Raw genomic sequence first — 26252 nt, forward strand, 5'->3', positions numbered from 1 at the left:
CTTAATATGAAGCAAGCACAAGAAACGCTAATTCCGTGGGAACATGATGATGGTGTATTAATACTGCGGGGGTGGATGACACCCAATTGTGGAAATAATGGCCGCCCAATTATCCATTTTCTGCATGGGACAGGATTGTCGAATTTAACTTACTGGCCCTTTCTCGAATTATTTCATGGAGAGTACGATCTATTTCTTGGCTCATTTGAGGGGCACGGGGATAGTGATCATGCTCCACGAGAGTCGTATTCGGATTGGCAGGCATTAACAGCTCGTGCGCTGCTGTGTTATGAAGACTTCAGCAAGAGCTGGGATCCACAACTACCCATTATTGGGCTGGCACATAGCTTCGGCGCTATCGCCACAACGTTGATGTTACATAAACAGCATCGCTTGTTTGATCAGTATATATTGCTGGACCCCGTTATTTACCCTCAGTCTATGATTGCACTGATGCGTTTTTTGCACCTGGTCGGTGTCGCTGGGCGTTTGCCCCATGTGAAGCAAGCAAAAAAAAGACGCCAAACATGGGCCAGTAGAGATGATGTGCAAAATAACCTTAAGGGTCGTGGCGTTTTTAAGAGTTGGACGCCTGCATCGTTAGATAGTTATATCGATCATGCTATACGGCCTAATGAAAAAGGTGAATGGCAATTGCGTTGTCCTCCTTGGTTGGAGGCTCGCATATTTTCTGGTTATCCTAAAAAACTATGGCCGGCTATCGCGCAGTTACCTGAATATACGCATATTTTACACAGCACCAAGACATATCCTTTTGTTCCGCCAGCAGTAAGGAGAGCAGAAAAAGCCAATGCACATATTCAACTCACAGAAGTTGAGGGTGGACATTGCTTTATGCAAGAAAGGCCAAAAGAAACCTATCTTCATGTTAAGCGTTTATTACGGTTCTAAAGTGAAAAGCAGGATGCATTATGATCACTTCCTTAGCGATTAATAATTACCGGTCAATTCTTAACTTAATTATTCCGCTGGGCCCACTTAATGTGATTACCGGCCCTAATGGCACGGGTAAGTCTAACCTGTATAAGGCATTACGCCTGTTATCTGATACGGCTCAAGGTGGTGTTGTTAATTCATTGGCGCGAGAGGGTGGTTTAAGCTCTACCTATTGGGCAGGGCCTGAAAAAATATCAAATCGGATGAAAAAGGGTGTCGTTCCCGTTCAAGGAAGTCCGTTACAAGCGGTTAAGCGTTTGCGTTTAGGTTTCGCTACACAAGACTATGGCTACTCAATCTCACTTGGGCTACCCACGCCGTCTCGCTCGAAATTTAGCTTGGACCCAGAGATTAAGCGTGAAGTAATTTGGGCGGGAGGTTTTTACCGGCCTGCATCTTCTTTAGTGGATCGAAATGGCTCCGCAGTAAAGCTACGTAAAGGAAGACGCTGGGAGGTTGTGGCACAGCACCTAAATAGTTTTGATAGTTTGTTTGACCAGATCGCAGACCCAGGTGTAGCGCCAGAAGTATTTCATATGCGTGAGCTAATAAGGCGTTGGCGCTTTTATGATCATTTTCGGACAGATGCCGATGCGCCTGCACGCAAGCCTCAACTAGGGACTCGAACACCGGTGTTGCACCATGACGGTCGTGATCTAGCCGCTGCTTTACAAACCATACGTGAAATTGGTGATCCTGATGTGCTTGATCATGCAATAGCAGATGCATTTCCCGGAGCACGAGTATCCGTAATGCCGCATGAGGATGGCCGGTTTTCTATTGAGTTTTTTCAACATGGGTTGTTACGTCCATTAACGGGTGCCGAATTATCAGATGGAACATTGCGCTATCTATTGTTGATCGCAGCATTATTGACACCAAGGCCACCCTCTCTAATGGTGTTAAATGAGCCGGAGACCAGTCTGCATCCTGATCTGTTACCTGCACTCGCCCGCTTAATTATACGTATCTCAAAAGTTACTCAGGTATGGGTGGTTTCGCATTCAAACCGTTTAATAGCCGCGCTTAATCGCGACCCCGGCTGTCATGCAATTGAACTAGAAAAAGTGTTGGGGCAATCAGAGGTCAAAGGTTTAAGTATGCTTGATGAGCCGCCCTGGTATTGGCCTGATAAAGCATGAATATGCCTGTTTTAGCGCATTAATAGGAATAAGGGTAGGTTCCCATTCGCATGCGTCGATACTGGCTGGGTGAAATGCCCATGATTTTTTTGAAGATTCGAGAAAAATAGTAGGCATCTTCATAACCCACGGCAAAGCTTATTTCATTAATTGATTTCGTTGTTACATCAAGCAAATGGCAGGCACGTTCAATTTTTAGATGTATGAAATGGTTAATCGGTGTGGTGCCCGTGAGTTCTTTATATTTTTTGATAAAATGAAATTTTGATAGGTTGGCTGTTTCTGCCAACGTATCTAAGTCTAATTGCTCGTGGGCCCTGGCTTGCATAAGGCTGTGAATGAGCTCTAAGTCAAAGTTGTGGGCGGCTTTTTGTTGCTTGGCCAATGGTTGTAGCTGCGCTATGTGCGTTAGTATCTGGCGAAGAAGGTTGGCTGCATGTACAAATGCACTGAGGTTATAACTTGATTGACGGCACTCCAGTAGGGACTCTAGGTCGCTTGTAAGTCGTGCATGGATTCCCAGCGGCAATACAAAATTATTTTCACGAACAGCAAGATAGTCAATGAAATCCTCACTTTGCTCGCCTGAAAAATGAATCCAGTAGATAGTCCATGGCGTTAGTTCGGATGCTCTATAGGCATGTGGTACTCCTCTTGGTAGGAATATGATATCGCCAGCTTTAATATCATAAGACTCATGATCCAGTGTTAACTCGCCTTCGCCATCAAGACAATAGATCATTAAATAGTCATCATGTGTGCGCCGCAACATAGTATGGTTAAACGCTTGTTTATAGTACCCAAGGCCTATGGGGTATAGCCCTTTTGTTAATGTATGAGTGCTGAGGTGAGCCACGGTTTTGCGGGGCACAACGAATCTTGAGCTCTCGGGGGGGAGTGGCCATTCTGATGGTTGGCTCATATCGTTAGACCTTTAGACTAGGGAAAACCACTATTAATTCGCAATATAGTCCATTAATCTGACAAGATTATCAATCCCTGCTCCACATGACATGTGCTTAAATTATCATCAACGTAATTGCAAAGCACGCCATTAGGCGCTGACCGTAAAACTACAATAAAACAAGAGGCAAGGTATTTATCATGACTCAACAAGTACAACTTCTAATCAACGGCGAACTCGTAAGTAGTAAATCTGATAACTGGATTCCTGTAACAAACCCAGCTACGCAGGAAGTTATTGCACAAGTACCTTGTGCAACTGCTGATGAAGTAGAGCAAGCTGTTGATGCGGCAAAGGTTGCTTTTGAAACGTGGAAAGAAACGCCAGTAGGAGAGCGTGCACGCTTAATGCTGCGTTACCAGGCGTTGCTTAAAGATAACCATGATGAGATTGCTAAAATACTCGCACTAGAAACAGGCAAAACTTTTGAAGATGCTAAAGGGGATGTTTGGCGTGGTATTGAGGTCGTTGAACATGCCTGTAACATCGCTTCACTGAGCATGGGTGAAACCGTTGAAAACGTTGCTCGTAAAATTGATTGCTACAGCATTACTCAGCCTTTGGGTGTGTGTGTTGGTATTACACCATTTAACTTCCCAGCGATGATTCCTCTGTGGATGTTCCCAATGGCCATTGCTTGCGGTAACACTTTTGTTCTTAAGCCTTCTGAGCAAGATCCTCTAACACCGATGTTCTTGGCTAAGTTGTTCCAAGATGCGGGTGCTCCTGCTGGTTTGTTACAAGTGGTTCACGGTACAAAAGATGCTGTTAACCAACTACTAACACATAAAGATACACCGGCTATCTCGTTTGTTGGTTCGGTTGCTGTAGGTGAACATATCTACCGTACAGGTACGGACAAAATGAAGCGTGTACAGGCATTTGCCGGTGCTAAAAACCATATGGTGATCATGCCTGATGCGGCTAAAAACCAGGTAGTTAATAGCATTGCGGGTGCTTCTGTAGGTGCCGGTGGTCAGCGTTGTATGGCTATCTCTGTTGCTGTATTTGTGGGTAGTGCACGTGAGTGGATCCCTGAAGTACGTGATGCATTGGCAAAAGTTCGCCCTGGTGTATGGGATGATGAAGGTGCTGGATACGGCCCGTTGATCAACCCTCAAGCCAAAGAGCGTGTTTTGCGCTTTATCCAAGAAGGTAAAGATGCCGGTGCTGATTGTATTCTGGATGGTTCAGAGTGCGTAGTTGAAGGTTATCCTGATGGTAACTGGGTTGGGCCAACGATGTTCCGCAATGTGTCTACTAATATGTCAATCTATCAGGAAGAGATCTTCGGACCTGTATTGATTGCTTTAGAAGTCGATACGCTAGATGAAGCGATTGCTTTGATTAATGACAACCCGTACGGTAACGGTACGTCAATGTTCACATCTTCTGGTGCGGCTGCTCGTAAATATCAGCACGAGATCAAGGTAGGTCAGGTGGGTATTAATGTACCTGTACCTGTGCCTCTTCCAATGTTCTCGTTCACCGGTTGGAGAAAATCTTTCTACGGTGATCAACATGCCTATGGTAAGCAGGCAGTGCGTTTTTACACTGAAACTAAAACAGTGACAGCGCGCTGGTTTGAAGATGATATCGATACCGGTGTTAACACTAGTATCAACTTGAAGTAATATTTTCTAGTAATAAAAAGGTCTTGAGAGATGTTGTAATTAATATCGCTCAAGGCCTTGTTTTATATAATAATAAATTTCGCGAAGGCTAGCGGGCTTCGCTAAACAGGGAGAGGCTAATGGATTTTGAACTTAACGAAGATCAGATCGCATTTTCCGATATGGCGCGAGCATTCGCTCAAAATGAGATGGAACCCCATGCGGCAAAATGGGATCAAGAACAAATTTTCCCAGTGGATGTTTTGCAAAAGGCGGGTGAGCTTGGTTTTTGCGGATTGTATTCCCCCGACGATGTAGGCGGTTTGGGCCTTGGTCGTCTTGATTCAAGTATTATTTTTGAACAACTCGCGATGGGTTGTACTTCCACGACAGCTTTTATCACTATTCATAATATGGCGACGTGGATGATTGCTGATTTTGGCAATGAAGAGACACGACAGTTTTGGTGCCCCGAATTAACGGCAGGTCAAAAACTCGCTTCTTATTGCTTAACTGAGCCTAATGCAGGTTCTGATGCTGCTTCATTAAAAACAACGGCACGTAAAGACGGTGATGAATACGTTCTTAATGGCAGTAAAATCTTTATTTCGGGTGCCGGAGCTACCGATGTATTAGTAGTGATGGCGCGTACGGGTGAAGATGGTCCAAAAGGTATCTCAGCTTTTGCGGTTGATGCCAAAGCGGCAGGTATAACCTATGGCCGTAAAGAAGAAAAAATGGGTTGGAATAGCCAGCCTACGCGACTGATTACTTTTGAAGATGCCAGAATTCCTGCTTCATGCCTAATGGGTAACGAGGGTGATGGCTTTAAAATTGCCATGAAAGGGTTGGATGGAGGACGCATCAACATTGCGACATGTTCAATCGGTACTGCTCAGGCGGCACTTAATCACGCTATTCAATATATGGGCGAGCGAAAGCAGTTTGGTCGTACCCTTGAAAACTTTCAGGCGTTACAGTTCAAAATCGCGACTATGAACACAGAGCTAGTCGCTGCCCGCCAGATGGTGCGCCTTGCTGCTAGCAAGCTTGATGATAAGCATCCCGACCGTTCTACTTACTGTGCAATGGCAAAGCGCTTTGCTACGGATGTAGGTTTTAAGGTCTGTGATGAGGCGCTGCAGATTTTTGGTGGGTATGGCTACATTAAAGAATATCCGATGGAACGTTATGTGCGTGATAATCGTGTGCATCGTATTCTTGAAGGTACCAATGAAATAATGAATGTCATTATTGCACGTCGTCTATTGTTAAAAGATGCAGCTGATATTCTGTAATGTATTTTTGTTAAATAAGCTTTACTAAGCAAGTTTGCTAGTGACTGTGACCTAGCTCTTATTGTTTATAAATAGGCCAGATAAAAGAGTAGAGGTAAAGGATCCAATGAGCGACCAACTTATAGTAGAAAAGCAGGGCCATATCGCGGTTATTACAATGAATAACCCGCCAGCGAATACTTGGACTGAAGCGACCTTAAAAGAGTTAGCAGTCATTGTTAAAGAACTGAATGATGATATGGATATTTTCAGCTTGGTGCTTAAAAGTAGCAGTGAGAAATTTTTCTCAGCGGGCGCTGATTTGAACCTTTTTGCTGATAGTGATCGTTCTGTCGCAAGAGACATGGCGCGCTACTTTGGTGAAGCATTCGAGACGCTTTCTCAATTTCGTGGTGTTTCAATTGCAGCAATGAATGGCTGGGCAATGGGCGGCGGTTTAGAAGTTGCGCTGGCGTGTGATATTCGTATAGCTGAAGAGCAGGTTCAAATGGCGTTACCAGAAGCCAAGGTTGGTTTGTTGCCTTGTGCGGGTGGTACGCAAAATCTCACAATGTTGGTGGGTGAAGGTTGGACTAAAAAAATGATTCTATGTGGTGAGCGAGTTAAAGCTGCGAAGGCATTGGAAATTGGTTTAGTCGAAGAAGTCGTCGCCAAAGGGGAATGCGTTAACCGCGCAATGGAAATGGCTGAGCAGGTTGCTGAACAAAGCCCAATGGCTGTTGCTGCATGCAAACAGTTGATCCAGTCAAACCGTACTCGCGCTTGGGATCAGGGTTATATTCTTGAGCGTGAACTGTTTGTGGATTTGTTCCACTCTGAAGACCAAAAAGAAGGCGTGAATGCGTTTTTAGGCAAGCGTAAAGCTGAATGGAAAAACCGATAATACAACGAGCTCAAAAGGAGAAAAACGGATGAGTTGTGTACTTTTTACAGAGCACCTAACGCAAGATGGTAAGAAAATTATTGAGATCTGCCTTAATGCAGAGAAATCTCTTAATGCGTTAACGTTGGATATGATAGATCTGATTCAGCCTAAGCTAGATGCGTGCAAAGAAGATGATTCTGTTGTTGCCATTCTGCTTGACGGTATGGGTGAAAAAGCATTCTGTGCAGGTGGTGACGTTGTTAGCCTGTATAAATCCATGACAGGTGGCGCTGAGCCTGATTTTCCTGAAGAGTTTTTCACGCGAGAATATTTATTGGATTACACCATCCATACATACCCTAAGCCAATTATCTGTTGGGGCAGCGGTATTGTGATGGGTGGTGGCATGGGTCTAATGAGTGGTTGTAGTCATCGTATCGTGACTGAAACAACACATATGGCGATGCCTGAAGTCACGATTGGTTTGTATCCTGATGTAGGTGGTACGTGGTTTTTACACCGAACTCCAGGACGAACCGGTCTTTTTCTCGGTTTGACTGGGAATAGAATGAATGCTGCTGATGCGTTATTTCTCAATTTAGGAGATCGCTTCCTGAAAACATCACAGCGTGGCGACATTCTTGATCGGCTATCACAAGAGTCTTGGGGTGGTGACCTGAATGCTGTTGTTAATCGTGTTCTGCGTGACCTTGAAGATGATGCCTGGGATATGCGTCAGGCCATCGAGTCACCAGTACGTACTCATTTTGATCTGATTCAAGATATTACGGATCAAGATACCGTCGAAGAAATTATTGAGACATTGCTTGCAGTTGAAACAGAAGATAAATGGATGCAGCGTGCTCAAAAAGCGATCAGTCATGGCAGTCCTCTTGCAATTCATATGATTTATAAGCAGTTGCAAAGTACGTTGCAAATGTCATTGAAAGAAGTATTTGAGTCTGAGTTGGTGCTATCTGTGCAGTGCTGTCGTCATCGTGAATTTCCAGAAGGAGTTCGTGCTTTATTGGTTGATAAAGACGGTAAACCTAATTGGACATTCAGCTCTATTAATGATGTTGATCCAGCCTTCTTAGACGAGCTTTTTGTCTCCCCGTGGGAAACTAATCCACTGGCGAATATGTAAGCTGGTTTTCTCAATCAAGGATTCTCAGTTAAGAATTTTTTATATTAAGAATAACGATAAGAACAAGGATTATAAAATGGCTACTATAGGCTTTATTGGTTTAGGGAACATGGGCGGTCCAATGGCGATTAATCTCGTTAAGGCTGGTCATACAGTTAAGGCTTTTGATTTATCAGCTGAAGCTGTAGCAAAAGTAGTATCTGAAGGTGGTGTATCTGCTCAATCTGCCAAAGATGCCGTAACGGATGCAGATTTTGTTGTATCAATGTTGCCAGCAGGTAAGCATGTTCAGGGTTTGTTTGTTACCGGTGATGACCCTTTATTCGAGCATGTAAAAAAAGATGTACTGATTATTGACTCATCTACTATTGATGCTGCAACAGTACAAAGTGTAGCGGCAGCCGCTGAAGCACGCGATATCGACTTTATTGATGCGCCAGTGTCTGGTGGTGTGGGTGGTGCTATAGCAGGGACGTTAGCCTTTATGGTTGGCGCTAGCGAAGCGCAGTTTGCTAAAGCTAAACCTATCTTAGATGTTATGGGTAAAAATATTTTCCACGCAGGTACTCATGGCGCAGGTCAGGTTGCAAAGGCGTGTAATAACATGCTGTTGGCAGTACTGATGACCGGTACCAGTGAGGCACTCAATATGGGTGTTAAAAATGGTCTAGATCCAGCTGTTTTGTCTGAAATCATGAAGCAGAGCTCAGGTAACAACTGGGCGCTGCAGGTCTATAACCCGTTCCCAGGTGTTATGGAGGGGGTGCCTTCCTCAAATGACTATCAGGGTGGTTTCCAGGTTGATCTAATGTTTAAGGACCTTGGTCTTGCGATGGAAATGAGCCAGCAAAGTGCTTCTCCAACACCGATGGGTTCGCAAGCACGCGCTTTATTTAATCTACACAAGGTTAATGGCAACGGTGGCTTGGATTTCTCAAGCGTATTGAAGCTGTATCAAGATCAGTAATCTCTGGTCTTCATGACTACCGAATAAGGGCATCCTATTTTTAATAGGGTGCCTGCTTCATAGCCTTTAATAAGAGCGCCTTTAATAAAAAAAACATGAGGTCCTACGATGGGTTACACAGAAGAATATCGTCACGCGCTTGAGAATCCTGAGTCATATTGGGCAGAGCAAGCCAAAGCAATAAGCTGGTACAAAGATCCTCAAACAATTCTACAAGAAACCGAACAAGGTACTTTTTGCTGGTATCCGGACGGTGAGCTGAATAGCTGTTATCTAGCGGTTGATAAGCAGGTTGAAGAAGGCCGTGGTGAACAAGTTGCCTTGTATTACGATTCGCCATCAACACAAACTAAAGAAGCTATTACCTATAATGATTTGCAGCAACGGGTTAGTCGCTTTGCGGGTGCAATGAAAGGCTTAGGCGTTGAAAAAGGCGACCGAGTTGTTATTTACATGCCGATGATTCCTGAAGCGGCTGTCGCTATGTTGGCTTGTGCTCGATTGGGTGCGATTCACTCAGTTGTGTTTGGTGGTTTTGCTGCGAATGAGCTCGCTATTCGTATCGATGATGCAACACCTAAGCTTATTCTTACGGCTTCTTGTGGTATCGAGTTTGATAAAAAAATAGCTTACAAGCCCTTGGTAGATAAAGCTGTGGAGCTAGCCGCTCATAAGCCTTCACATACTGTGGTTTGTCAGAGGTCTGTCTTGACGGCAGAAATGAATCCTGCGCGTGATCTTGATTGGCATGAGTTTCAAAAAGATGCAGAGCCGGCTGATTGTGTTGCCGTGAAAGGGTCTGACCCGCTTTACGTGTTATATACATCGGGTACGACAGGACAGCCAAAGGGTATCGTTCGGGATAATGGAGGGCATGCTGTTGCCCTGCGTTATGCTTTTAATAATGTCTATGGAATGAAAGCCGGTGATGTTTGGTGGGGAGCCTCCGATATTGGTTGGGTTGTTGGGCATTCTTTTATTGTCTATGGCCCATTGATGGGCGGTGGTTCTGCTATCTTCTATGAAGGTAAGCCGATTCGCTCGCCTGATGCGGGTGCTTTTTGGCGTGTTATTGAAGAGTACAAAGTTAACTCGATGTTCTGTGCGCCGACAGCGTACCGTGCAATTCGTAAAGAAGATCCGACAGGTGCGCTTTCAAAAGATTATGATTTAAGCAGTTTGCGCTGGGTATTTGTTGCAGGAGAGAAGCTGGATTCTTCAACTTTCCATTGGCTTAACGAGTTATTACAGGTTCCGGTTATTGATCACTGGTGGCAAACCGAGACGGGCTGGCCAATGACATCACCGATGATGGGATGGGATAATCCATCTGAGGCGCGCCTTGGCTCAACTAACAAGCCTATTCCTGGATATGATATTCGTGTGCTGGATGGTGATGGTGGCGAGATGGAGGCGAATGAGACAGGAAATATCTGTGTTAAGTTACCGCTTCCTCCGGGTGTTGCTTGGAGTATTTGGAACCAACCGCAACGTTATATCGACTCCTATTTAGAAGCCTTTCCCGGTTATTACCATACAGGCGATGGTGGCTTTAAAGATGATGATGGCTATATCTACATCACCGGGCGTACAGATGATGTTATAAACGTCTCTGGGCACAGGCTTTCAACAGGTGAGATGGAAGAGGTTGTTTCAGCTCATCCAGCTGTGGCAGAGTGTGCTGTCATTGGTGCTAACGACTCACTTAAAGGGCAAGTGCCAGTCGGCCTTATTGTTCTGAAAGCGGGCGAGGACATTGATGAGGTGCAGCTTGAAAAAGAACTAGTCGAGCGTGTGCGTGGTGAAGTCGGTGCTTTGGCCTGTTTCAGAAAAGCCGTTGTTGTTGAGCGCTTGCCAAAAACGCGTTCAGGTAAAATTTTGCGTGCAATACTGCGTAAAATTGCTGCTAATGAAACCTATAAAATGCCTTCTACAATTGATGATGAGACTATCTTGCCAGAGATTGAAGATATCTTGAAAGAGAGAGGGCTGGTGTAGAGATCTATTACAAATAGGTATTTGCGTTATGAAAGAAGGTGCCTTAGGGCGCCTTTTTTTATGGCCTAAATAAGATACATCTATATTCAAGCAAACAAAAAAGCCCCATCTTATCAGATGAGGCTTTTGTTAGTGCTTAAAAGGGCTTATGCGCTTTTACGAGCACGCATAGCTAGTAGGCCAAGACCTAGTAGAGCAACAGTTCCTGGAACAGGTACAGTGCTTGGTGGTAGGGCAGCATCATAAGTGTATGCAACGTCAACCTGACCCCATGAGCCTGTTGCGAATGAGTTAATGAATGCGCCTGTACCTGAATCTACAGAGTTGTTGATATTAGTTTGAGCGAAACCTGTAAAATCAAATTCTACTGGACCAGCAGAGAATGCAGACAAGTCAACACCCGTTAGTGATGTGCTCAGCTCGCCACTAGAAACGCCGTATGAGAAAGTATCATTTGTTGCTAGGTCAAAAGTACCAGCTGTAGAGCTTTCATCAGTCAAGTAAGAAAGCATGAAGCCTTGGAAAATGTGGTCATCAGCTGCTGCTGTTGAAACTTTCCAGTCTTGGAAAATATTGATAGATACATCAGCACGGCCATTAGCAGCACTAGTGTTTTGAGAAGTACCAGAGCTATCTAGTTGACCATAAACAGTTACGTTAACGCCTGTTAGGTTACCTAGAGCAGCATCAAAGCCAGCAATAGTGATTTTTTCGTTTAAAGCGCCCATTGCAACATCAGTTGAGCTGCCTTGCGTACCAAAAGAACCTGTTTCAGTAATTAGCGCTGCAGAAGCTGTGCTCGCTGCTAAAGTAAGAACTGCGGCTGCTGAAATTTTTGTGAAAGCTGACATTTAATATCTCCATTATTTATAAAAATCGCTTCCAACTACATTTTATGTGAAAGCTATCCCCCTTAAAGCAAAATGTGGACCAAGAGTTGTAGTTTTAGTAAAAATATTTTTATTTTATTATTTCGCTATATTACTGACTCTGCTTGGCTACATTTTAAAGCGTGTTAATGAGTTGTTAATTTTTAAAATATAAGTAAAAGAATTAAACCACTTATTATTAATGGGTATTGTGGCTGTATATTAATATTCGGTTCATTTTTTTGCTTGCGAACTATTTAATGTAAAAAAATACGACGTTACTGATTGTTTAATGATCACTTGTAAATATATCTAGATTTTATTATTCCTATAGAAGTCTTTAGACTTAATCAATACTTAATATTATAAGGAGTGTCTCAAATGAGAGACTTTAAACTGTTGTTTTTTGTGGATTTATATTTGTAATGTGTAAATAAAACTGACGTTTCTTTATAAAATCTCATTTTTAATTATTCAGTGCCAATAATTTTTAGTAAAAGTATAAATAATGACTACCCATGAGTAGTCTTATCTGATCGGTATTTTAATATTGTCAATAATCTTAGCATTTTGTTTCTTAATGGAGACATATATTTTTTATAAAGTAGGCGTGTGTTAAGCGGCTTAAACGATGTTTATTTGAGGCTGTTAATGGGTATGGTGTATTAAATAATAAGCGCTTGGCTCGGGCGGGCACAAAGCGCTTATTGGTAGGAGGCTGGCGTTTTCTTTTAAGTTTTAAACTTGGCTACTTGTCGGCTTAGCTCAGAAGCGAGCGATGCTAACTCTAAACTGGCTGTTGAAATTTGAGAGGCGCCATCAGAAGACACTTGAGACGAATCATGAATTGAGACAAGTGATCGGTTTATCTCTTCGCATACGCTGGTTTGCTCCTCACTAGCTGAGGCTATATGAGTATTCATTTCATTGATAGCAGTAACGGATAGTGTGATTTCTTCAAATGCTTTACTGACTTCGGCTGCTTTATTACCGGCCTCTGCTGCTTCTTCTTGGCTTTTGGTCATAGCAGACACTGCTGTACGGGTGCCGTTCTGCAGTCGCTCAATAGTTTCCCTGATCTCAGTGGTCGATGTTTGAGTGCGTTGTGCTAACGTTCTCACTTCATCGGCGACAACAGCAAAGCCTCTACCTTGATCTCCCGCACGAGCAGCTTCAATAGCTGCATTGAGAGCGAGTAAGTTGGTTTGATCGGCAATGTCATTAATAACATCAACAATAGAGCCTATGTTATCGCTATCAACGCCGAGTATTTTGATGCGTTCTGATATATCAGCAACATTGCTGACTAGGGAGTTAGTTGCAGACACCGCAATGCCAACAACATTGTTACCTATATCGGCTTGCTCACGCGTTTCCTGTGCTCTGTGATCGGCTTGTTCTGCGTTACCCGCAATCTCTTGGGAGCTGGATACCATTTCATTCATGGCGCTTGCTACTTGCTCAATTTCGAGGCGTTGGCTGTCTATGCTTTGGTTTGCAGTGTTGCTGACAGAGGTCATTTGCTCAGAGGCGACTGCAAGCTGGGTAGTCGCGTTGCTTATTTCGCTTATGAGTGAACGCTGCTGGTTCAGCATGGTATTGAAGTTCTCAGTCATGGCAGCGAGTTCGTTTGTGCCGCTGGTGTCCAGTTCAATAGTTAAATCTGATTCAGTGGCGACTTTGCTCATTGCCTGGTTGAGTGCTGTTAAAGGTTTATTAATCGATTTGTAAATTAAGTATCCGACTATTATAAGGATAAGCAGAACGGCTGCCCCTTGGGCTATCACCAAAAAGACTTGGTTTAGGTAAGTTTCATGTATATGTGCGCGTTCCTCTCCTGCGACCCTTAGCTGTAAATCTATTAGCTCAGCTATTTTATCGTTGATGGGATCCATTGTTTTATAAAGAGGCCCATCAAATTCATTTAGTTGGTTTGGTATGTATCCGTTTAAGCTCTGCAAGGCTTGTTCTAGTGTATCAAGTGCATTATCGGCGGCTACAAAGAGCACGCTGGCCTCTTTGGCTAAGCGGTCTTCTTCTGCAGTGTGGTGAGTTTTCATATACTCACTCCATGTTTTCTTAATTTCCTTCCTGGCGCTTCTGATGCCTAATAAGGCTTCGGATGCAGTCATTATACCAGCGTTGGCTTTGTTGACCGCCTCAATTACGTAGACTCCATAATCATCAGCTATAATTTTCAACTCTTTTAATGGGACTACTCGGTCATCATAAATACTGGCTACACCAAGATCTGCTTCTTTGAGAGAGCTTAGCGACTCGCTGATGATCAGGATGATAGCCAGCATCGGTAGTGCTGATAGAAAGATTAACTGATTGCGAATGCTGAAATTATTTAGAAGCATAGAATTCTCACATAGAACGTTGAAAACTTTAAAGTGTGTCATTAATAGGAATTTTTCCTATTGACATATTTTTATTTTAGTTTAGACGGTTATTGAGGGAATGCTAAAAAATGATCAAATATTTATTGTGGAGGGTATATGAGTGAACATGAAAAAATAAACTATGTGGAGTTTCCGGCTAAAAACCTTGAAGAAGTGAAGCGTTTTTATTCGCAAGCTTTTGAATGGGTATTTACCGATTATGGTTCCGAATACGTGGCTTTTTCTAATGCCGGGTTAGAAGGTGGTTTTTTTAAGTCTGAGTTGTGCTCGTCCAGCGATCAAGGCGCCGCATTGATTGTTTTGTATAGTGACCATTTAGACATTACTCTAGAAAAAATAGAATCTTCTGGTGGCCAGATCATCAAGCCTATATTTGAGTTTCCAGGTGGGCGTAGATTTCATTTTACTGACCCTAATGGAAACGAGCTTGCCGTGTGGTCTAATCGATAAGATCAGCACTGCCAATAAATAGAAAAGGGCAGTGCGGTTGTAAGCTTGTCTAAGGTTAATAATTAGTTTTGCTTTTTGAGGAATTTTGTCAGAAGAACGATTCGCGTGCCGTTGACGCGACCTTCAATTTGATCTGGATTCGATGTAAGCGAGATTCCACGCACGGCTGTACCGCGTTTAGCAGTAAAGCCTGCGCCTTTAACATCTAAATCTTTAATGAGTGTCACGTTATCACCAGCATTTAACGTTGCGCCGTTACTATCTTTTGCTGGTGGGTATGCGTCATCATCAGCATCGCTGGCTTGAGCCCAGGTTTGGGTTTCTTCATCGAGGTAGAGCATATCTAAAAGATCTTGTGCCCAAATTTCACCCATTGATGAGAGCTGCTTAAGTTGGCGCCAAGCCATGACTTGAACCGCAGGTATTTGGCTCCACATGCTATCGTTTAAGCAGCGCCAATGGTTTACATTAATTGAATCTGGCTTATTGATCTGACTATTGCATGCTTCACAAGTCAAGATGGCTTGCTCTGCAGAACCATTAGACGGGCTGACTTCAAAAACAGAAAGATTGTCAGTTGATGAGCAAAGCTCACATGCTGAGTTACTACGCTGCATTAATTCTTTTTCAATAGTCATATCAATAAGCCCTCATTTTTGTGGGGCGTATTATGCCTGATTGATTTACTAAAACACAAATGGAGGAATGCTATAAATACTTGATCGGCTTATTATTTTGATGTTTGTAGCTTTTATGTTTAAGCGGTTAGCAACAAGAGAGGATATGTAATGGATAAACAGGCGTTAATCACCTACTTGCGCGAAAAACCACAAGCCGTTGAAGATTTCCCTTTTGGTCCTGAGGTAGATGTTTTTAAAGTGAAAGATAAAATGTTTGCCCTGGTGTCCAACTATCAAGGGAGGTTAAGTATTAATCTAAAAAGTGACCCTCAAGATGCTATTGAGCTTAGAGATGTTTTTAATGATGTCATCCCTGGTTATCACATGAATAAGCGGCATTGGAATACAGTGTTTGTTGATGGCGCAGTTCCAGAAGGAGAGATCCAACGTCAAATTGATTGCTCGTATGCGTTGGTGGTCAAGGGGCTTGTAAAGATGAAAAAAGACGCGCTGGTACTGGCGTATGGAGAGTCTGTTGTATTTAAAGGCTTACGCTGCAAGTAGTGCTATACAATCGTCAGGTGTTGATGTTCTTAAAACCCAGCAATAAGCCACTTGTTTTGTTAAGAATTAACAGTTTGAACTGACATATGCTTAAATCAATCTATAGCTATTAAAGAGAATAACACGTTAGTTGAATAGATGGAGAAGACTGTGTTTACTTTTCGATTAAAAATAGGGGTATTGCTCATCTGTTTAATGCCACTCCTTGCGAGTGCTGAAATTTATCGTTGGACAGATGAAAACGGTAAGATTCATTACAGTGATAAGGCGCCAGTTGGTGTTAAAGCTGAGAAGAAGACCTATGTTAATGTAGCTACGCCTTGGCGAAAAATACCTAAACCAGAAGTACCTAGTGAAGAAGGAGTACAAAACGAGCAGTCTGATTCAGTAGAGAGTCCTAGCGCAGCGAAAAGTAATAATGAGGAACTTTCGGCGGATAAAAGTGACAAAAAAAATAACAAGAAAACTAAACGTCTAAAAGTTAAGGATGATAGTTCTTCGTCAGATGGTAGTTCAGTACCGGCACGCCTTAATCAGAAGGATAAATCATCATCCACTCCAGCTAAACGAGCGGCCGATATAAAAAAGACTTACAAAAAAGCCAAAGAAAACTACAACAAAACTAAATAACCTCACGTAACGATAGTTTCTTATGTAATTAGTAGCCTTATATGGCAAAATTCGGTTTTCAATATTAATACACGGTTTTCGAAGCCGGACAGTGGAGGGCGATGCTATGTCTGAGAATGACTCATTACATCCCAAGTTTGTAGAAGCCATGCGTAAGCTGAAAGAAATGTCTGAGGAAGACCGTTTATCAGAATCAAATAAAGACTTATTTGAACAAGCGATGAACTACGCCCCTCTTGATATTCAGCCGCAGTTGATAGAAATCAAGAAAAAGTATCAGGATCTGCATTAAATACAATGTAAATAAAAAGCCCTCTTTTTGAGGGTTTTTTTATGGCGAGGAGTTCAACTAAACGTTTGTGGTTTGACTACTATACTGGCTGCAGTGCACTTTGAAATGGAAGGAACTCTTGGTACTGTTGCAGGGAAAGCCAGGGTTTTTTGTTACTGATGTCGGCTAATATCGGCAATAATACGGTGTGAGCACCGCTTAGCATTTCACGAATCACCAGTAAACGGTATTGGTTTCTATCTAGTCCTGAAGACTTAATCGTTAATGACTCATTTATCATGGAAGATAGCACTCGTCCTGTTGGACATTCTTCACTGGTTAATTGCTCGCTAATAATCAACAGCTCAGGCTTTTCTCGTTTTACAATACCTATTAAGTGTTCAGCGACGGTATAAGCACTCAGGCTATCGGAAGTGACAACATGAATACCCTTGTTTGCACCTATTTCAATAGCCGTCTCTAACTGTTCTGTGCTGTGTGAAGAGCCGATAGATACGACAATAATAGAATTTGTTGAATCAGTTTTCGCGGAAAATGCTTCCGTTAAGGCTGCTTGTAGTGAAGTATCATGAGAGTTGCTGAATTCTGGTCGCTTAACAACGATGATAATTTTCATGAGCTGTTCTCTTGTTATTATGAACACATTTAATGTTCCATACTCACAGTAGAACGTAAAAAACTTGCAGGAGTTTGTCTGAAATCTTACGAATTGTAACAGTGGGGTGGATTGTTTGGTTTTTACGATAAACTCTTGATATATGAGTCTGTAGTAGGGTTTTTAGATGTTGTTTCCTTCTCGGTTAGTTCAGCGTTTCTTTCCAATTGTACTGATATTGATGTTAGTCATTTTCAGTGCGGTTTATTTTTATTCTGTTCCTTTTATTAAAAGCAAAGTATATGAAATTGAACGTAATTCTAGTCGTATTGCATTAGATAATGTTTTTACTATGGCTGATAGGATGTATGCGGATACTGAAAGCTATCAGAAGCAAGTACTTGAATCACACAAGCAGCGGTTAAAAATTGTTGTTTCGATGGCTGAATCTTATATAGATCAAGTCTACCGACAAGTTAAGGCTGGTGATATTGGTATTGAAGAAGCCAGAAATATTATTTTTGAGATGCTTCGTCATTTTCAAAGTATCGATGGCGATTATATATGGGTGTCCAGTTACGACTATCGCTTTTTGTCACACCCTGATGACAGGTTTCACGGTAAAGATGTATCAACACTAAAGAGCGATGATGGTGTGGTTGTTTTACCAGAAATTATCAATGTGGCTACTCGTCAAGGAGAAGGCTACTCCCAATACAAATGGAATCGGTTATCAGGCAACAAGCAGTTAGATAAGCTTTCCTATGTTAAAGACTTTCCTGAATGGGGCTTTGTCATGGGGTCTGGTATCTATCTAGAGGATGTACAAGCCGAACTAGAAGCAAAGCGTAATCGAGCTCTTGAAGATCTACGAGAGAGCTTTAAGCAGTTGCGCGTAGCCAAAACAGGCTATTTATTCATTTTCGATGCAAGAACCAACATGTTGATCCATCCCAACCCTAATATTGATGGAACCAATATACAGAACTTACTTAACCCAGTGACGAAGAAATCGATAGCGAAAGACTTAATTAACGTCGCTGATACGGGTAATGAACTTTATTACAAGTGGGATAAGCCAGGAGACCCTGGTAATTACATTTATGAGAAGTTATCACTGGTACGACACGTGAAAGGTTTTGACTGGTATATCTGTTCATCTGTGTATGTTGATGAGCTTAAAAGCAGCTCTGAGCAATTGAGTGAGCGTATTTTAATGATTGCTTTATTGTCTTTATTGGTCGCTATTGCGATGGCTTTTTTCTTTATCTATTGGGTTACTAACCCTATCAAGCAGTTAGCAGATACAGCGCTTCGGGTTTCTAAAGGCGAGCTAACTGCGACAGTCGGTTTTAGGCGTGATGATGAGTTAGGGATTCTTGCTAAGACATTTGATGAGATGGTTGAAAGAGTACGCGATAATATTCAAAACCTTGATGATAAAGTGGCCAGCCGTACCTTAGCTTTAGAACAAATAGAAGAGCGACAACGAATTATTCTGGATTTGTTGCCGGCCGAAGTAGCATATTTTGATACGACGTTAACCTTTCAATTTGTAAATCAGCGCTATGCTGATGCGTTAAGCAAAGTCAAAAGTGAGATTACAGGCAAGGCCTTAGAGTCGGTGAGCCAAAAGCAATACCAGGCAACACTTGTGCAATTAAAAGCGGCCTTATCTGGAAATGGATTTGGCCAAGAATATAGTAATTGGCTGCATGATCGCGAAGTGATCATTAAGCGCTTAACTACCCCTTGTTATGATGAGGTTGGACAGGTTGTTGGCGTCTTATTGGTAGTTTTGGATGTCACATCAGAAAAAGAGGTAGAGAAGAAACTATTAGAAGCTCAGCGAATGAGTGCAGTAGGACATTTGGCCGGTGGCTTAGCGCATGATTTTAATAATTTACTATCAATTATTTTAGGGAATCTGGTGTCAGCAGCAGAACATTATCAAGCTGACGCTGTATTGCAGCGTTATCTTAAACCTTCGATTCGCGCGGCGAAAAGAGGGGCTGATATTACTAATCGTTTGCTAGCATTTTCTCGCAGACAGCCATTGGCTCCACTGCCTTGTGATATCAATCTTTTACTACATGAAAGCATTGAGTTACTTAGAGGTTCGTTACCGAGTGATATTGAGTTAATTTTTAGCCCCGTAGTAACAAAAAATTTACCCTTTGTTGATCCTGGGCGTCTTGAGGATGCTCTGGTTAATTTGGTATTGAATGCAAAACAAGCAATGCCTCACGGTGGCTCGGTCCACTTTGTTGTATCAGAAGTCAGTATTATTGAAGAAGGAATGAGGCTTGATGAAAGCGTAGTACCAGGCCAGTACATACAAATTTGTGTTTCTGATACGGGACATGGGTTTAGTGACGAGGCTATCAGGATGGCGTTTGAACCATTCTTTACTACTAACTCGGGTGGAACGGGTGCAGGACTCGGGCTCAGTATGGTGTATGGCTTTGTTAAGCAATCTAATGGTTATATCGGCGTGAAAAGTATACCTGGTAGCGGTGCTGAAATTACGTTGTTATTACCGTCGATTCTTGCAGGAGCATTACAAGATTCTACTGACTTAGTGTTATCACAAAGTAAGGAGTGGAAAGGTAAGTTAGTGCTACTGGTTGAAGACGATGATGATGTACGCCAAGTGGTTCGTGAGTTACTCGTTAAGATGGGTTTTAATGTTATTGAAGCTTCTACAGCACAAGAGGCATTGGAGTTGATGGGCGTATTGGAGGGTGTTTTTGCTTTGGTTTCAGATATACGCTTGAACGGTGAAGTGAATGGTTTTGACCTTGCTGATAATTTTCAGGCTATGCATCCCTGTAGCAAAATTGTACTAATGACAGGTTACGCTTTTGACGAAAATAGTGGGCGAGAAGGAAAAAATGCCCACCGCATTATTCAAAAACCTTTTGATATCAAAGAATTAAAAGAGTCTTTTGAGGTTGAAGATCAGCTTGGTAAAGGAGAGTAGTAGCAATGACTAGTCGAAAGCTAATTTATATCATTGATGATGAACGCGATATTTGTGACATCGTTAGTCGAGAGCTAAGTGCTTATAATTTTGATGTTGAAACATTTCTAACTGGCGCCCAAGTAAAACAAGCCCTACAGGTTAAATCGCCAGATCTGTGTATTGTTGATCTGGGGCTGCCTGATATAGATGGTATAGAATTAGTTAAATCACTATGTGAGCAAGCCAATATGGGGGTGATGATCCTCTCTGGACGAGATGGTGTTACTGACCGCATTTTAGGTCTTGAGCTAGGGGCTGATGATTACATTGTTAAACCGTTTATACCTCGAGAGCTCGTGGCTAGAGTCAATAGTTTGTTTCGCCGTTTTAAGAAGAATCATCATGAACAAGAAACCTCTGTTTCTAAAATAGCTCAGTTTGCTGGGTGGCGTTATGACCCCTCCACACTTACTTTATCCGGTGTGTTGTCATGCAATGTAAAGGAAAGCGGGGGTGAAGAGATAGGACAAGGATCTGAGCTCAGCTCTGCAGAGCATGAGTTACTGATGCTATTACTGCATTCACCGAAAAAAATATTATCTCGTGATCAGTTATTGGGTGAGCGAGTCTCTCCATTTGATAGAAGCATTGATGTTCGTATGTCACGAGTACGTAAAAAAATAGAGAGTAACCCAAAACAGCCTACATTAATTAAAACGGTTTATGGTGTGGGTTACATCCTCACCACAGACGTTGAATGGATATGACATTAGTATTGTAAACTGATTGGGTGGAGAGGGCGTTTCTGCTAGTATCGCTTTTTTTATAACCTCATTTCTTCTAAAGACTTAGAACAGGATAATCACCGTGGTTGATATAGGCCGAATGAATACTCTCACTGTAATGCGCGAAGCGGATTTCGGTGTCTATCTAGATGGTGGTGAATTTGGTGGTATTTTACTGCCCAAAAAAGAAGTTCCGCAGGGCTGTAAACTCGGCGACCAATTAGATGTTTTTATCTATCTTGATACGGATGACTTTGTAGTAGCGGGCATTAATCCGCCGATAGCACAAGTGGGCGAGTTTGCATCACTTAAAGTTGTAGAAGTGAATCGTATTGGCGCGTTTCTAGACTGGGGTATGCCTAAAGACTTGCTATTGCCTTATGGTGAGCAGCAGCGCGCAGTTGAAGTAGGTCAGCGTGTTATGGTCAGGGTCTATCTTGATAACAGTGATCGTTTGGCGGCCTCTGCTAAGTTAGAAAAATTTCTTGATAAAGATCCTAAAGGGCTAACCGTAGGCGATAAAGTGAGCTTATTTGCTTTTCGTCATAATGATTTGGGCTTTAGCGTTATTGTCGATAATAGTTATGGTGCTGTCCTTCATCAAAAAGACTTGTTTCGTACAGTCAGACTTGGCCAAACATTAACCGGGTATATCAAGCGTGTATTGGCTGAGGGTAAAGTCGATGTCATGTTAGATAAGCCAGGCTACGCTAAAGTAGATGAGCTATCGCAGCGCATCTTAGATAACCTAGATAATAACGATGGATTTAGTCCGTTAAGTGATAAAAGCCAGCCTGAAGATATCTATCAGGCATACGGCATTAGCAAAAAAGCGTATAAAATGGCGATTGGCACCTTGATGAAAAAAGGGCTGATATCTATTGCTAAGGACGGAATAACCAAAGTCTAATTAGATAATCACCATCATGCTCGAAGGGCTGTCTGTTTAACAGAAATACTAAGCGCTTCAACATAAGCTGGTAAGGGGGCTTCCTGAAAGTATTGGGTGGCTCTCTTAAGTAACTCTTCTCCTGCGGGCCCGATTGAGCGTCCCTTTCGTGTAATCAAGCATAATTCTCTACGTAATACGGGCTCACTTAACGGTTTAAATACGAGCGAGTGAAAAGCCGGTGTGCTGGCTGCTAATGCTGGAAGAATACTAATACCAATACCATTTTGGATGAGTGATGCCAGAGTTGCAGGTGTGGAGGCTTCAATGAGAGAGTTTTCTAATATAAAAGGGATTTTCTTTTCACTTATGCATTTCTCCAGTTGAATACGAATACCGTTTTCAACAGAGAGCATGCTTAGTGAGCGTTGCTTAAGGTCATTCCAGCACAATGTATCAGCCATGATGAGTGGGTCGTCATGGGTCATGACCACACCGTAGCGGTCCTGTAGGATGGGCTGGTAGAGTAGCTCTGGATGTGCGGATCTATTCCCGCCTATACCAAAATCCACAATATTGTTAATCACATTCTCTTCAATACCGCTGGCGCCTTCTTCTTTCAAGGATATTCCAATGTTAGGGAATGCTTGTCTATACGTTTTTATGACGGGTGGCAGAAGGCTGTTGAGTACAGAGGGAGATGCGGCAATACCAATATGTCCCCGCTGTTGTTGTGCACTGGCTCTTAAATCATTAATCGCTGTATCAAAATCAGAAATAAGGCGTTCAGCAACCGGATAAAAACGTTCACCATCACGGGTTAGGTTAACGCGTCGTGTGGTGCGATCAAATAACTGAAGAGCGACTTGTGCTTCTAGCTGCTTGATTGTCGCAGTAAGTGTTGATTGAGTCACATGCAGGTGTTCTGCGGCATGTGTAAAACTACCGTGTCGAGATACCTCTATGAAGGCATTAAGATGTCGATAAGAGATATTATTCATAATTTTCGATTAATTAATTAAATTTTATCGTTTGAATGATTAATCATGATTCTGCATCATAGCGCCTTTAATAACAAATTAGATGATTAGACATGATCCCACGCATTTCTACTGTAGAGACAACACAAGCGCACTACGTATCTTTTATAGAGGCCTTGCAGGCAAAAGGTTTTGCGGGGGAGCTTAATCAGGATTATGCCAACCGTATCGCATTATCGACGGATAACAGTATTTACCAATTGTTACCTCAAGGTGTGTTGTACCCAAAAACACTGGATGATTTGGTACTTATTGCTGAGCTGAGTGCGCAAGCAGCATTCTCCCAAGTAACGCTAACACCTCGCGGTGGTGGTACAGGTACGAATGGCCAGTCATTGACCGACGGCTTGATTGTTGATGTTTCTAAGCATATGAACGGTATTTTAGAAATTAACGAGCAAGAGCGTTGGGTTCGTGTTCAGGGAGGCGTGGTTAAGGATCAGCTAAATGCAGCGCTTAAACCCTACGGGTTGTTTTTTGCTCCTGAACTGTCAACCAGTAACCGTGCAACCGTTGGCGGGATGATCAATACTGATGCGAGTGGCCAGGGTAGCTGCCTCTACGGTAAAACGCGTGATCATGTTTTAGAATTAAAAAGTGTATTGCTCGATGGTACTGTTTGGAATTCAGCGCCACTTGACGAAGATGAGCTTGAAAAGCTAAAACTTCGTGAAGATAGAGTCGGTGAGATTCATCGGCTGGTGGATGATATTCATAGCACTAAAAAAGAGTTAATTGATGCTAAATTTCCAACATTAAACCGCTGCCTTACAGGTTATGATCTTGCTCATATCCGTAATGAGTCAGGGCGTTTTAATCTTAACTCTGTGTTATGCGGTGGTGAAGGCTCGCTGGCATTTATTGCTGAAGCTAAACTTAATGTTTTGCCTATCCCAAAATTTGCCGCTCTAGTGAATGTTAAATACGATAGTTTTGAGAGTTCGCTGCGCGATGCAAAAGCGTTAATGGATTGGGAGCCTACGTCCATAGAAACAATTGACTCTAAAGTACTCAATCTGGCAATGGGTGACATTGTTTGGGATACGGTTAAAGACTATTTCCCAGAAAAAGAGGGCGATCCGGATACGCTCGGAATAAACCTTGTTGAGTACACTGCAGATGATGAGTCTGTTCTACAAGCGCGTGTTAACAAGCTGACCCAGCATTTAGAGAAGGTTGCAGGAGAGCCAGGTAAAAGTTTTGGTTTTAGCGTGGTATACGGTGGCGCTGAAATTAACAAAGTATGGGGAATGCGTAAGAAAGCTGTTGGCTTGCTGGGGAATGCGCAAGGGCAAGAACGCCCGATTCCTTTTGTAGAAGATACCGCTGTACCTCCTGAGAACCTTGCTGACTTTATTATGGAGTTTCGGGCAGTACTGGATAGCCATGGCTTAGCTTATGGTATGTTTGGACATGTTGACGCAGGTGTTTTACATGTACGCCCAGCCATTGATATGAAAGATGAAGCGCAGGAATCAATGATTAGAGAAATCACTGATCAGGTGGTTGCTCTTACTCAAAAATATAATGGTTTGTTATGGGGAGAGCATGGTAAAGGAGTACGTTCTGAATACTCACCTGCATTTTTTGGTGAACTGTATGTTGAACTGCAGCGAATTAAAGGCGTATTTGATCCGCATAACCAGCTAAATCCTGGGAAGATTGCTACTCCTGTTGTTGGTGGTGCTGAGCTTCTAAAAATTGATGCTGTGCAGACGCGCGGCCAATTGGACCGTCAGATCTCTGCTAAAACACGCGATACTTACAATTCAGCAATGTTCTGCAACGGTAATGGTGCGTGTTACAACTACGATCCTAAAGATGCGATGTGCCCTTCGTGGAAAGGCACTCGTGAACGTATACACTCACCTAAAGGGCGCGCATCACTCATTAGAGAATGGTTACGTTTAATGTCTTCACAGGGGGTCGATTTAACAGAAGAAAGTAGCCGTATTAAATCCACAAGCTATATCAAATCCTTGCCTGGGAAAATTAAAAATACTCTCAAAAAACAAAAGGGTGAATACGACTATTCACATGAAGTCCACGAAGCAATGATGGGCTGTTTGGCGTGTAAATCTTGTGTTGGTCAGTGCCCCATTAAGGTTAATGTTCCTGACTTTAGAGCACGCTTCTTAGAAGTTTACTACAGCCGTTATTTACGCCCAGCTAAAGATTATATGGTCGGTAGTCTTGAGTTTATGGTGCCCGCATTATCTAAGTTTCCTGCTCCTTATAATTGGGCGATGCAAAATAAAGTCATGAAACGCGTGTTCAAGCAATACGTGGGCATGGTCGATAGTCCTACCATTTGTAAACATACATTAGTGAAAGGTCTTAAAGAAAGGGGGGTAGAATTTGCCAGCGTTGAGATCATCAGTGGTATGGCAACTAAGCAGCGAGAAAAATCGGTCATTATTGTGCAAGATGCCTTCACTAGCTTTTTCGAGACGCAGTTAGTGTTGGACATAATCGACCTGCTCAATGAGCTAGGCTTCACGGTGATGGTTGCGCCGTTTATGCCTAACGGCAAACCATTGCATGTGCATGGCTTTATGAAATCCTTTGAAAAGGCAGCAAGTAAAAACATATCAATGTTACGTGCATTAGGACAGACCGGTGTGCCTTTGGTTGGAATCGATCCATCAATGACCCTTACGTATAGGCAGGAGTACGCACAAGTTGCTGATCGCTTGCCAACGGTAAACCTAATCCAAGAGTGGTTAGCGACTCAGCAAGAGGCTGTCGCAACTAAAGCCTCTAAGTTACCAGCCCACTCTTATAAGTTGCTGGCTCATTGCACTGAAAAAACCTCTGCAGCGGCTTCAATCAAACTGTGGCAGCAGATCTATGCCGCTCTTGGCCAAAGTCTAGAGGTTCAGGCTGTTGGTTGTTGTGGTATGTCAGGGACTTATGGCCATGAAGCTGAAAATTTAGAAACATCAAAAACAATTTATGACTTGAGCTGGCGCGATGTTGTTAATGCGGATGAAAACAAAGGGAAGTTGGTTGCTAGTGGATACTCATGCCGTAGTCAGGTGAAGCGTATGGATGATCAGAAAATTCCTCATCCAGCACAGGCTTTGCTAGATTTGGTGCGTGCAAATCGCTAGCTGAGTACTGTCGGTTTTTTTAGGTTAGGCGATATGGTAAGCGAAGCCGTTTATATAAAAAAAGGGCCCTTAGAAAGGGCCCCG

At 42.7% G+C, this 26252-nt stretch carries 22 protein-coding genes; 16 read left to right on the forward strand and 6 right to left on the reverse strand.

The annotated features are described in order from the left end of the window. The first annotated feature begins 6 nt into the window (after positions 1-6). Complete coding sequence (locus NEJAP_RS08860) at positions 7-912, forward strand: alpha/beta hydrolase (RefSeq protein ID WP_201350263.1); 906 nt, start codon at positions 7-9, stop codon at positions 910-912. 20 nt (positions 913-932) lie between these two features. Beyond that, a complete protein-coding gene (locus tag NEJAP_RS08865; protein WP_201350264.1) occupies positions 933-2099 on the forward strand; it encodes an AAA family ATPase in 1167 nt (388 codons plus the stop codon). A gap of 19 nt (positions 2100-2118) precedes the next feature. Here NEJAP_RS08865 and NEJAP_RS08870 read toward each other — a convergent pair whose 3' ends face one another. Further along, entirely contained in the window at positions 2119-3021 is a 903-nt protein-coding gene (locus NEJAP_RS08870) for an AraC family transcriptional regulator (protein ID WP_201350265.1), read from the reverse strand. Positions 3022-3203: 182 nt separating this feature from the next. Here NEJAP_RS08870 and NEJAP_RS08875 point away from each other — a divergent pair, with 182 nt between their 5' ends. The 6 genes from NEJAP_RS08875 (at position 3204) to NEJAP_RS08900 (ending at position 10951) form a co-directional block, all read left to right on the forward strand. Then, positions 3204-4697: a CoA-acylating methylmalonate-semialdehyde dehydrogenase gene (locus tag NEJAP_RS08875; RefSeq protein ID WP_028470853.1), complete on the forward strand. Its 1494-nt coding sequence runs from the start codon at positions 3204-3206 to the stop codon at positions 4695-4697. A gap of 119 nt (positions 4698-4816) precedes the next feature. Next, the gene (locus NEJAP_RS08880; RefSeq protein WP_201350266.1) at positions 4817-5974 is read left to right on the forward strand and encodes an acyl-CoA dehydrogenase family protein; all 1158 of its coding nucleotides are present in this window, start codon (positions 4817-4819) and stop codon (positions 5972-5974) included. Between the two features lie 106 nt (positions 5975-6080). After that, positions 6081-6857, forward strand: a complete 777-nt coding sequence (locus NEJAP_RS08885) for an enoyl-CoA hydratase (RefSeq protein WP_201350267.1) — start codon at positions 6081-6083, stop codon at positions 6855-6857. A gap of 28 nt (positions 6858-6885) precedes the next feature. Then, positions 6886-7986, forward strand: coding sequence for an enoyl-CoA hydratase/isomerase family protein (locus NEJAP_RS08890; protein ID WP_201350268.1), 1101 nt, complete (start codon positions 6886-6888; stop codon positions 7984-7986). Positions 7987-8029: 43 nt separating this feature from the next. After that, positions 8030-8953 (forward strand): 3-hydroxyisobutyrate dehydrogenase, encoded by a 924-nt coding sequence (mmsB, locus tag NEJAP_RS08895; RefSeq protein WP_268927853.1) that lies wholly within the window; start codon positions 8030-8032, stop codon positions 8951-8953. 108 nt (positions 8954-9061) lie between these two features. Then, positions 9062-10951, forward strand: a complete 1890-nt coding sequence (locus NEJAP_RS08900; RefSeq protein ID WP_201350270.1) for an AMP-binding protein — start codon at positions 9062-9064, stop codon at positions 10949-10951. A gap of 146 nt (positions 10952-11097) precedes the next feature. Here NEJAP_RS08900 and NEJAP_RS08905 read toward each other — a convergent pair whose 3' ends face one another. Then, a complete protein-coding gene (locus NEJAP_RS08905; protein ID WP_201350271.1) occupies positions 11098-11802 on the reverse strand; it encodes a choice-of-anchor E domain-containing protein in 705 nt (234 codons plus the stop codon). 749 nt (positions 11803-12551) lie between these two features. Beyond that, a complete protein-coding gene (locus NEJAP_RS08910) occupies positions 12552-14183 on the reverse strand; it encodes a methyl-accepting chemotaxis protein (RefSeq protein WP_201350272.1) in 1632 nt (543 codons plus the stop codon). A gap of 138 nt (positions 14184-14321) precedes the next feature. Here NEJAP_RS08910 and NEJAP_RS08915 point away from each other — a divergent pair, with 138 nt between their 5' ends. Further along, the gene (locus tag NEJAP_RS08915; RefSeq protein WP_201350273.1) at positions 14322-14675 is read left to right on the forward strand and encodes a VOC family protein; all 354 of its coding nucleotides are present in this window, start codon (positions 14322-14324) and stop codon (positions 14673-14675) included. Positions 14676-14737: 62 nt separating this feature from the next. On the opposite strand, the gene NEJAP_RS08920 is transcribed toward NEJAP_RS08915, so the two are convergent. Continuing rightward, complete coding sequence (locus tag NEJAP_RS08920; RefSeq protein ID WP_201350274.1) at positions 14738-15313, reverse strand: PhnA domain-containing protein; 576 nt, start codon at positions 15311-15313, stop codon at positions 14738-14740. Positions 15314-15463: 150 nt separating this feature from the next. Here NEJAP_RS08920 and NEJAP_RS08925 point away from each other — a divergent pair, with 150 nt between their 5' ends. The 3 genes from NEJAP_RS08925 to NEJAP_RS08935 all read left to right on the forward strand — a co-directional run bounded on the left by NEJAP_RS08925 (position 15464) and on the right by NEJAP_RS08935 (position 16781). Further along, entirely contained in the window at positions 15464-15859 is a 396-nt protein-coding gene (locus tag NEJAP_RS08925; protein WP_201350275.1) for an MmcQ/YjbR family DNA-binding protein, read from the forward strand. A gap of 150 nt (positions 15860-16009) precedes the next feature. Next, positions 16010-16489, forward strand: a complete 480-nt coding sequence (locus NEJAP_RS08930; protein ID WP_201350276.1) for a DUF4124 domain-containing protein — start codon at positions 16010-16012, stop codon at positions 16487-16489. A 106-nt stretch (positions 16490-16595) separates the two neighbouring features. After that, the gene (locus NEJAP_RS08935; RefSeq protein WP_201350277.1) at positions 16596-16781 is read left to right on the forward strand and encodes a hypothetical protein; all 186 of its coding nucleotides are present in this window, start codon (positions 16596-16598) and stop codon (positions 16779-16781) included. A gap of 79 nt (positions 16782-16860) precedes the next feature. Here NEJAP_RS08935 and NEJAP_RS08940 read toward each other — a convergent pair whose 3' ends face one another. Beyond that, the gene (locus NEJAP_RS08940) at positions 16861-17397 is read right to left on the reverse strand and encodes a hypothetical protein (protein ID WP_201350278.1); all 537 of its coding nucleotides are present in this window, start codon (positions 17395-17397) and stop codon (positions 16861-16863) included. 166 nt (positions 17398-17563) lie between these two features. Between NEJAP_RS08940 and NEJAP_RS08945 the strand changes: the two genes are divergently transcribed. From NEJAP_RS08945 to NEJAP_RS08955, 3 genes are all read left to right on the forward strand, one after another. Then, a complete protein-coding gene (locus tag NEJAP_RS08945; protein ID WP_201350279.1) occupies positions 17564-20359 on the forward strand; it encodes a cache domain-containing protein in 2796 nt (931 codons plus the stop codon). Positions 20360-20364: 5 nt separating this feature from the next. Continuing rightward, entirely contained in the window at positions 20365-21108 is a 744-nt protein-coding gene (locus NEJAP_RS08950) for a response regulator transcription factor (protein WP_201350280.1), read from the forward strand. A gap of 100 nt (positions 21109-21208) precedes the next feature. Then, a complete protein-coding gene (locus tag NEJAP_RS08955) occupies positions 21209-22036 on the forward strand; it encodes a S1 RNA-binding domain-containing protein (protein WP_201350281.1) in 828 nt (275 codons plus the stop codon). Between the two features lie 14 nt (positions 22037-22050). Here NEJAP_RS08955 and NEJAP_RS08960 read toward each other — a convergent pair whose 3' ends face one another. Then, positions 22051-23016: a LysR family transcriptional regulator gene (locus tag NEJAP_RS08960; RefSeq protein WP_236591122.1), complete on the reverse strand. Its 966-nt coding sequence runs from the start codon at positions 23014-23016 to the stop codon at positions 22051-22053. A gap of 92 nt (positions 23017-23108) precedes the next feature. On the opposite strand from NEJAP_RS08960, the gene NEJAP_RS08965 reads away from it, so the two are divergent. Further along, positions 23109-26168 carry an FAD-binding and (Fe-S)-binding domain-containing protein gene (locus tag NEJAP_RS08965; RefSeq protein WP_201350282.1) on the forward strand — a complete coding sequence of 1020 codons (3060 nt, stop codon included), beginning with the start codon at positions 23109-23111 and terminating at the stop codon, positions 26166-26168. The last annotated feature ends 84 nt before the right edge of the window (positions 26169-26252 follow it).

It is taken from the genome of Neptunomonas japonica JAMM 1380, from assembly GCF_016592555.1.
Taxonomy (GTDB): Bacteria; Pseudomonadota; Gammaproteobacteria; order Pseudomonadales; family Balneatricaceae; genus Neptunomonas; species Neptunomonas japonica_A.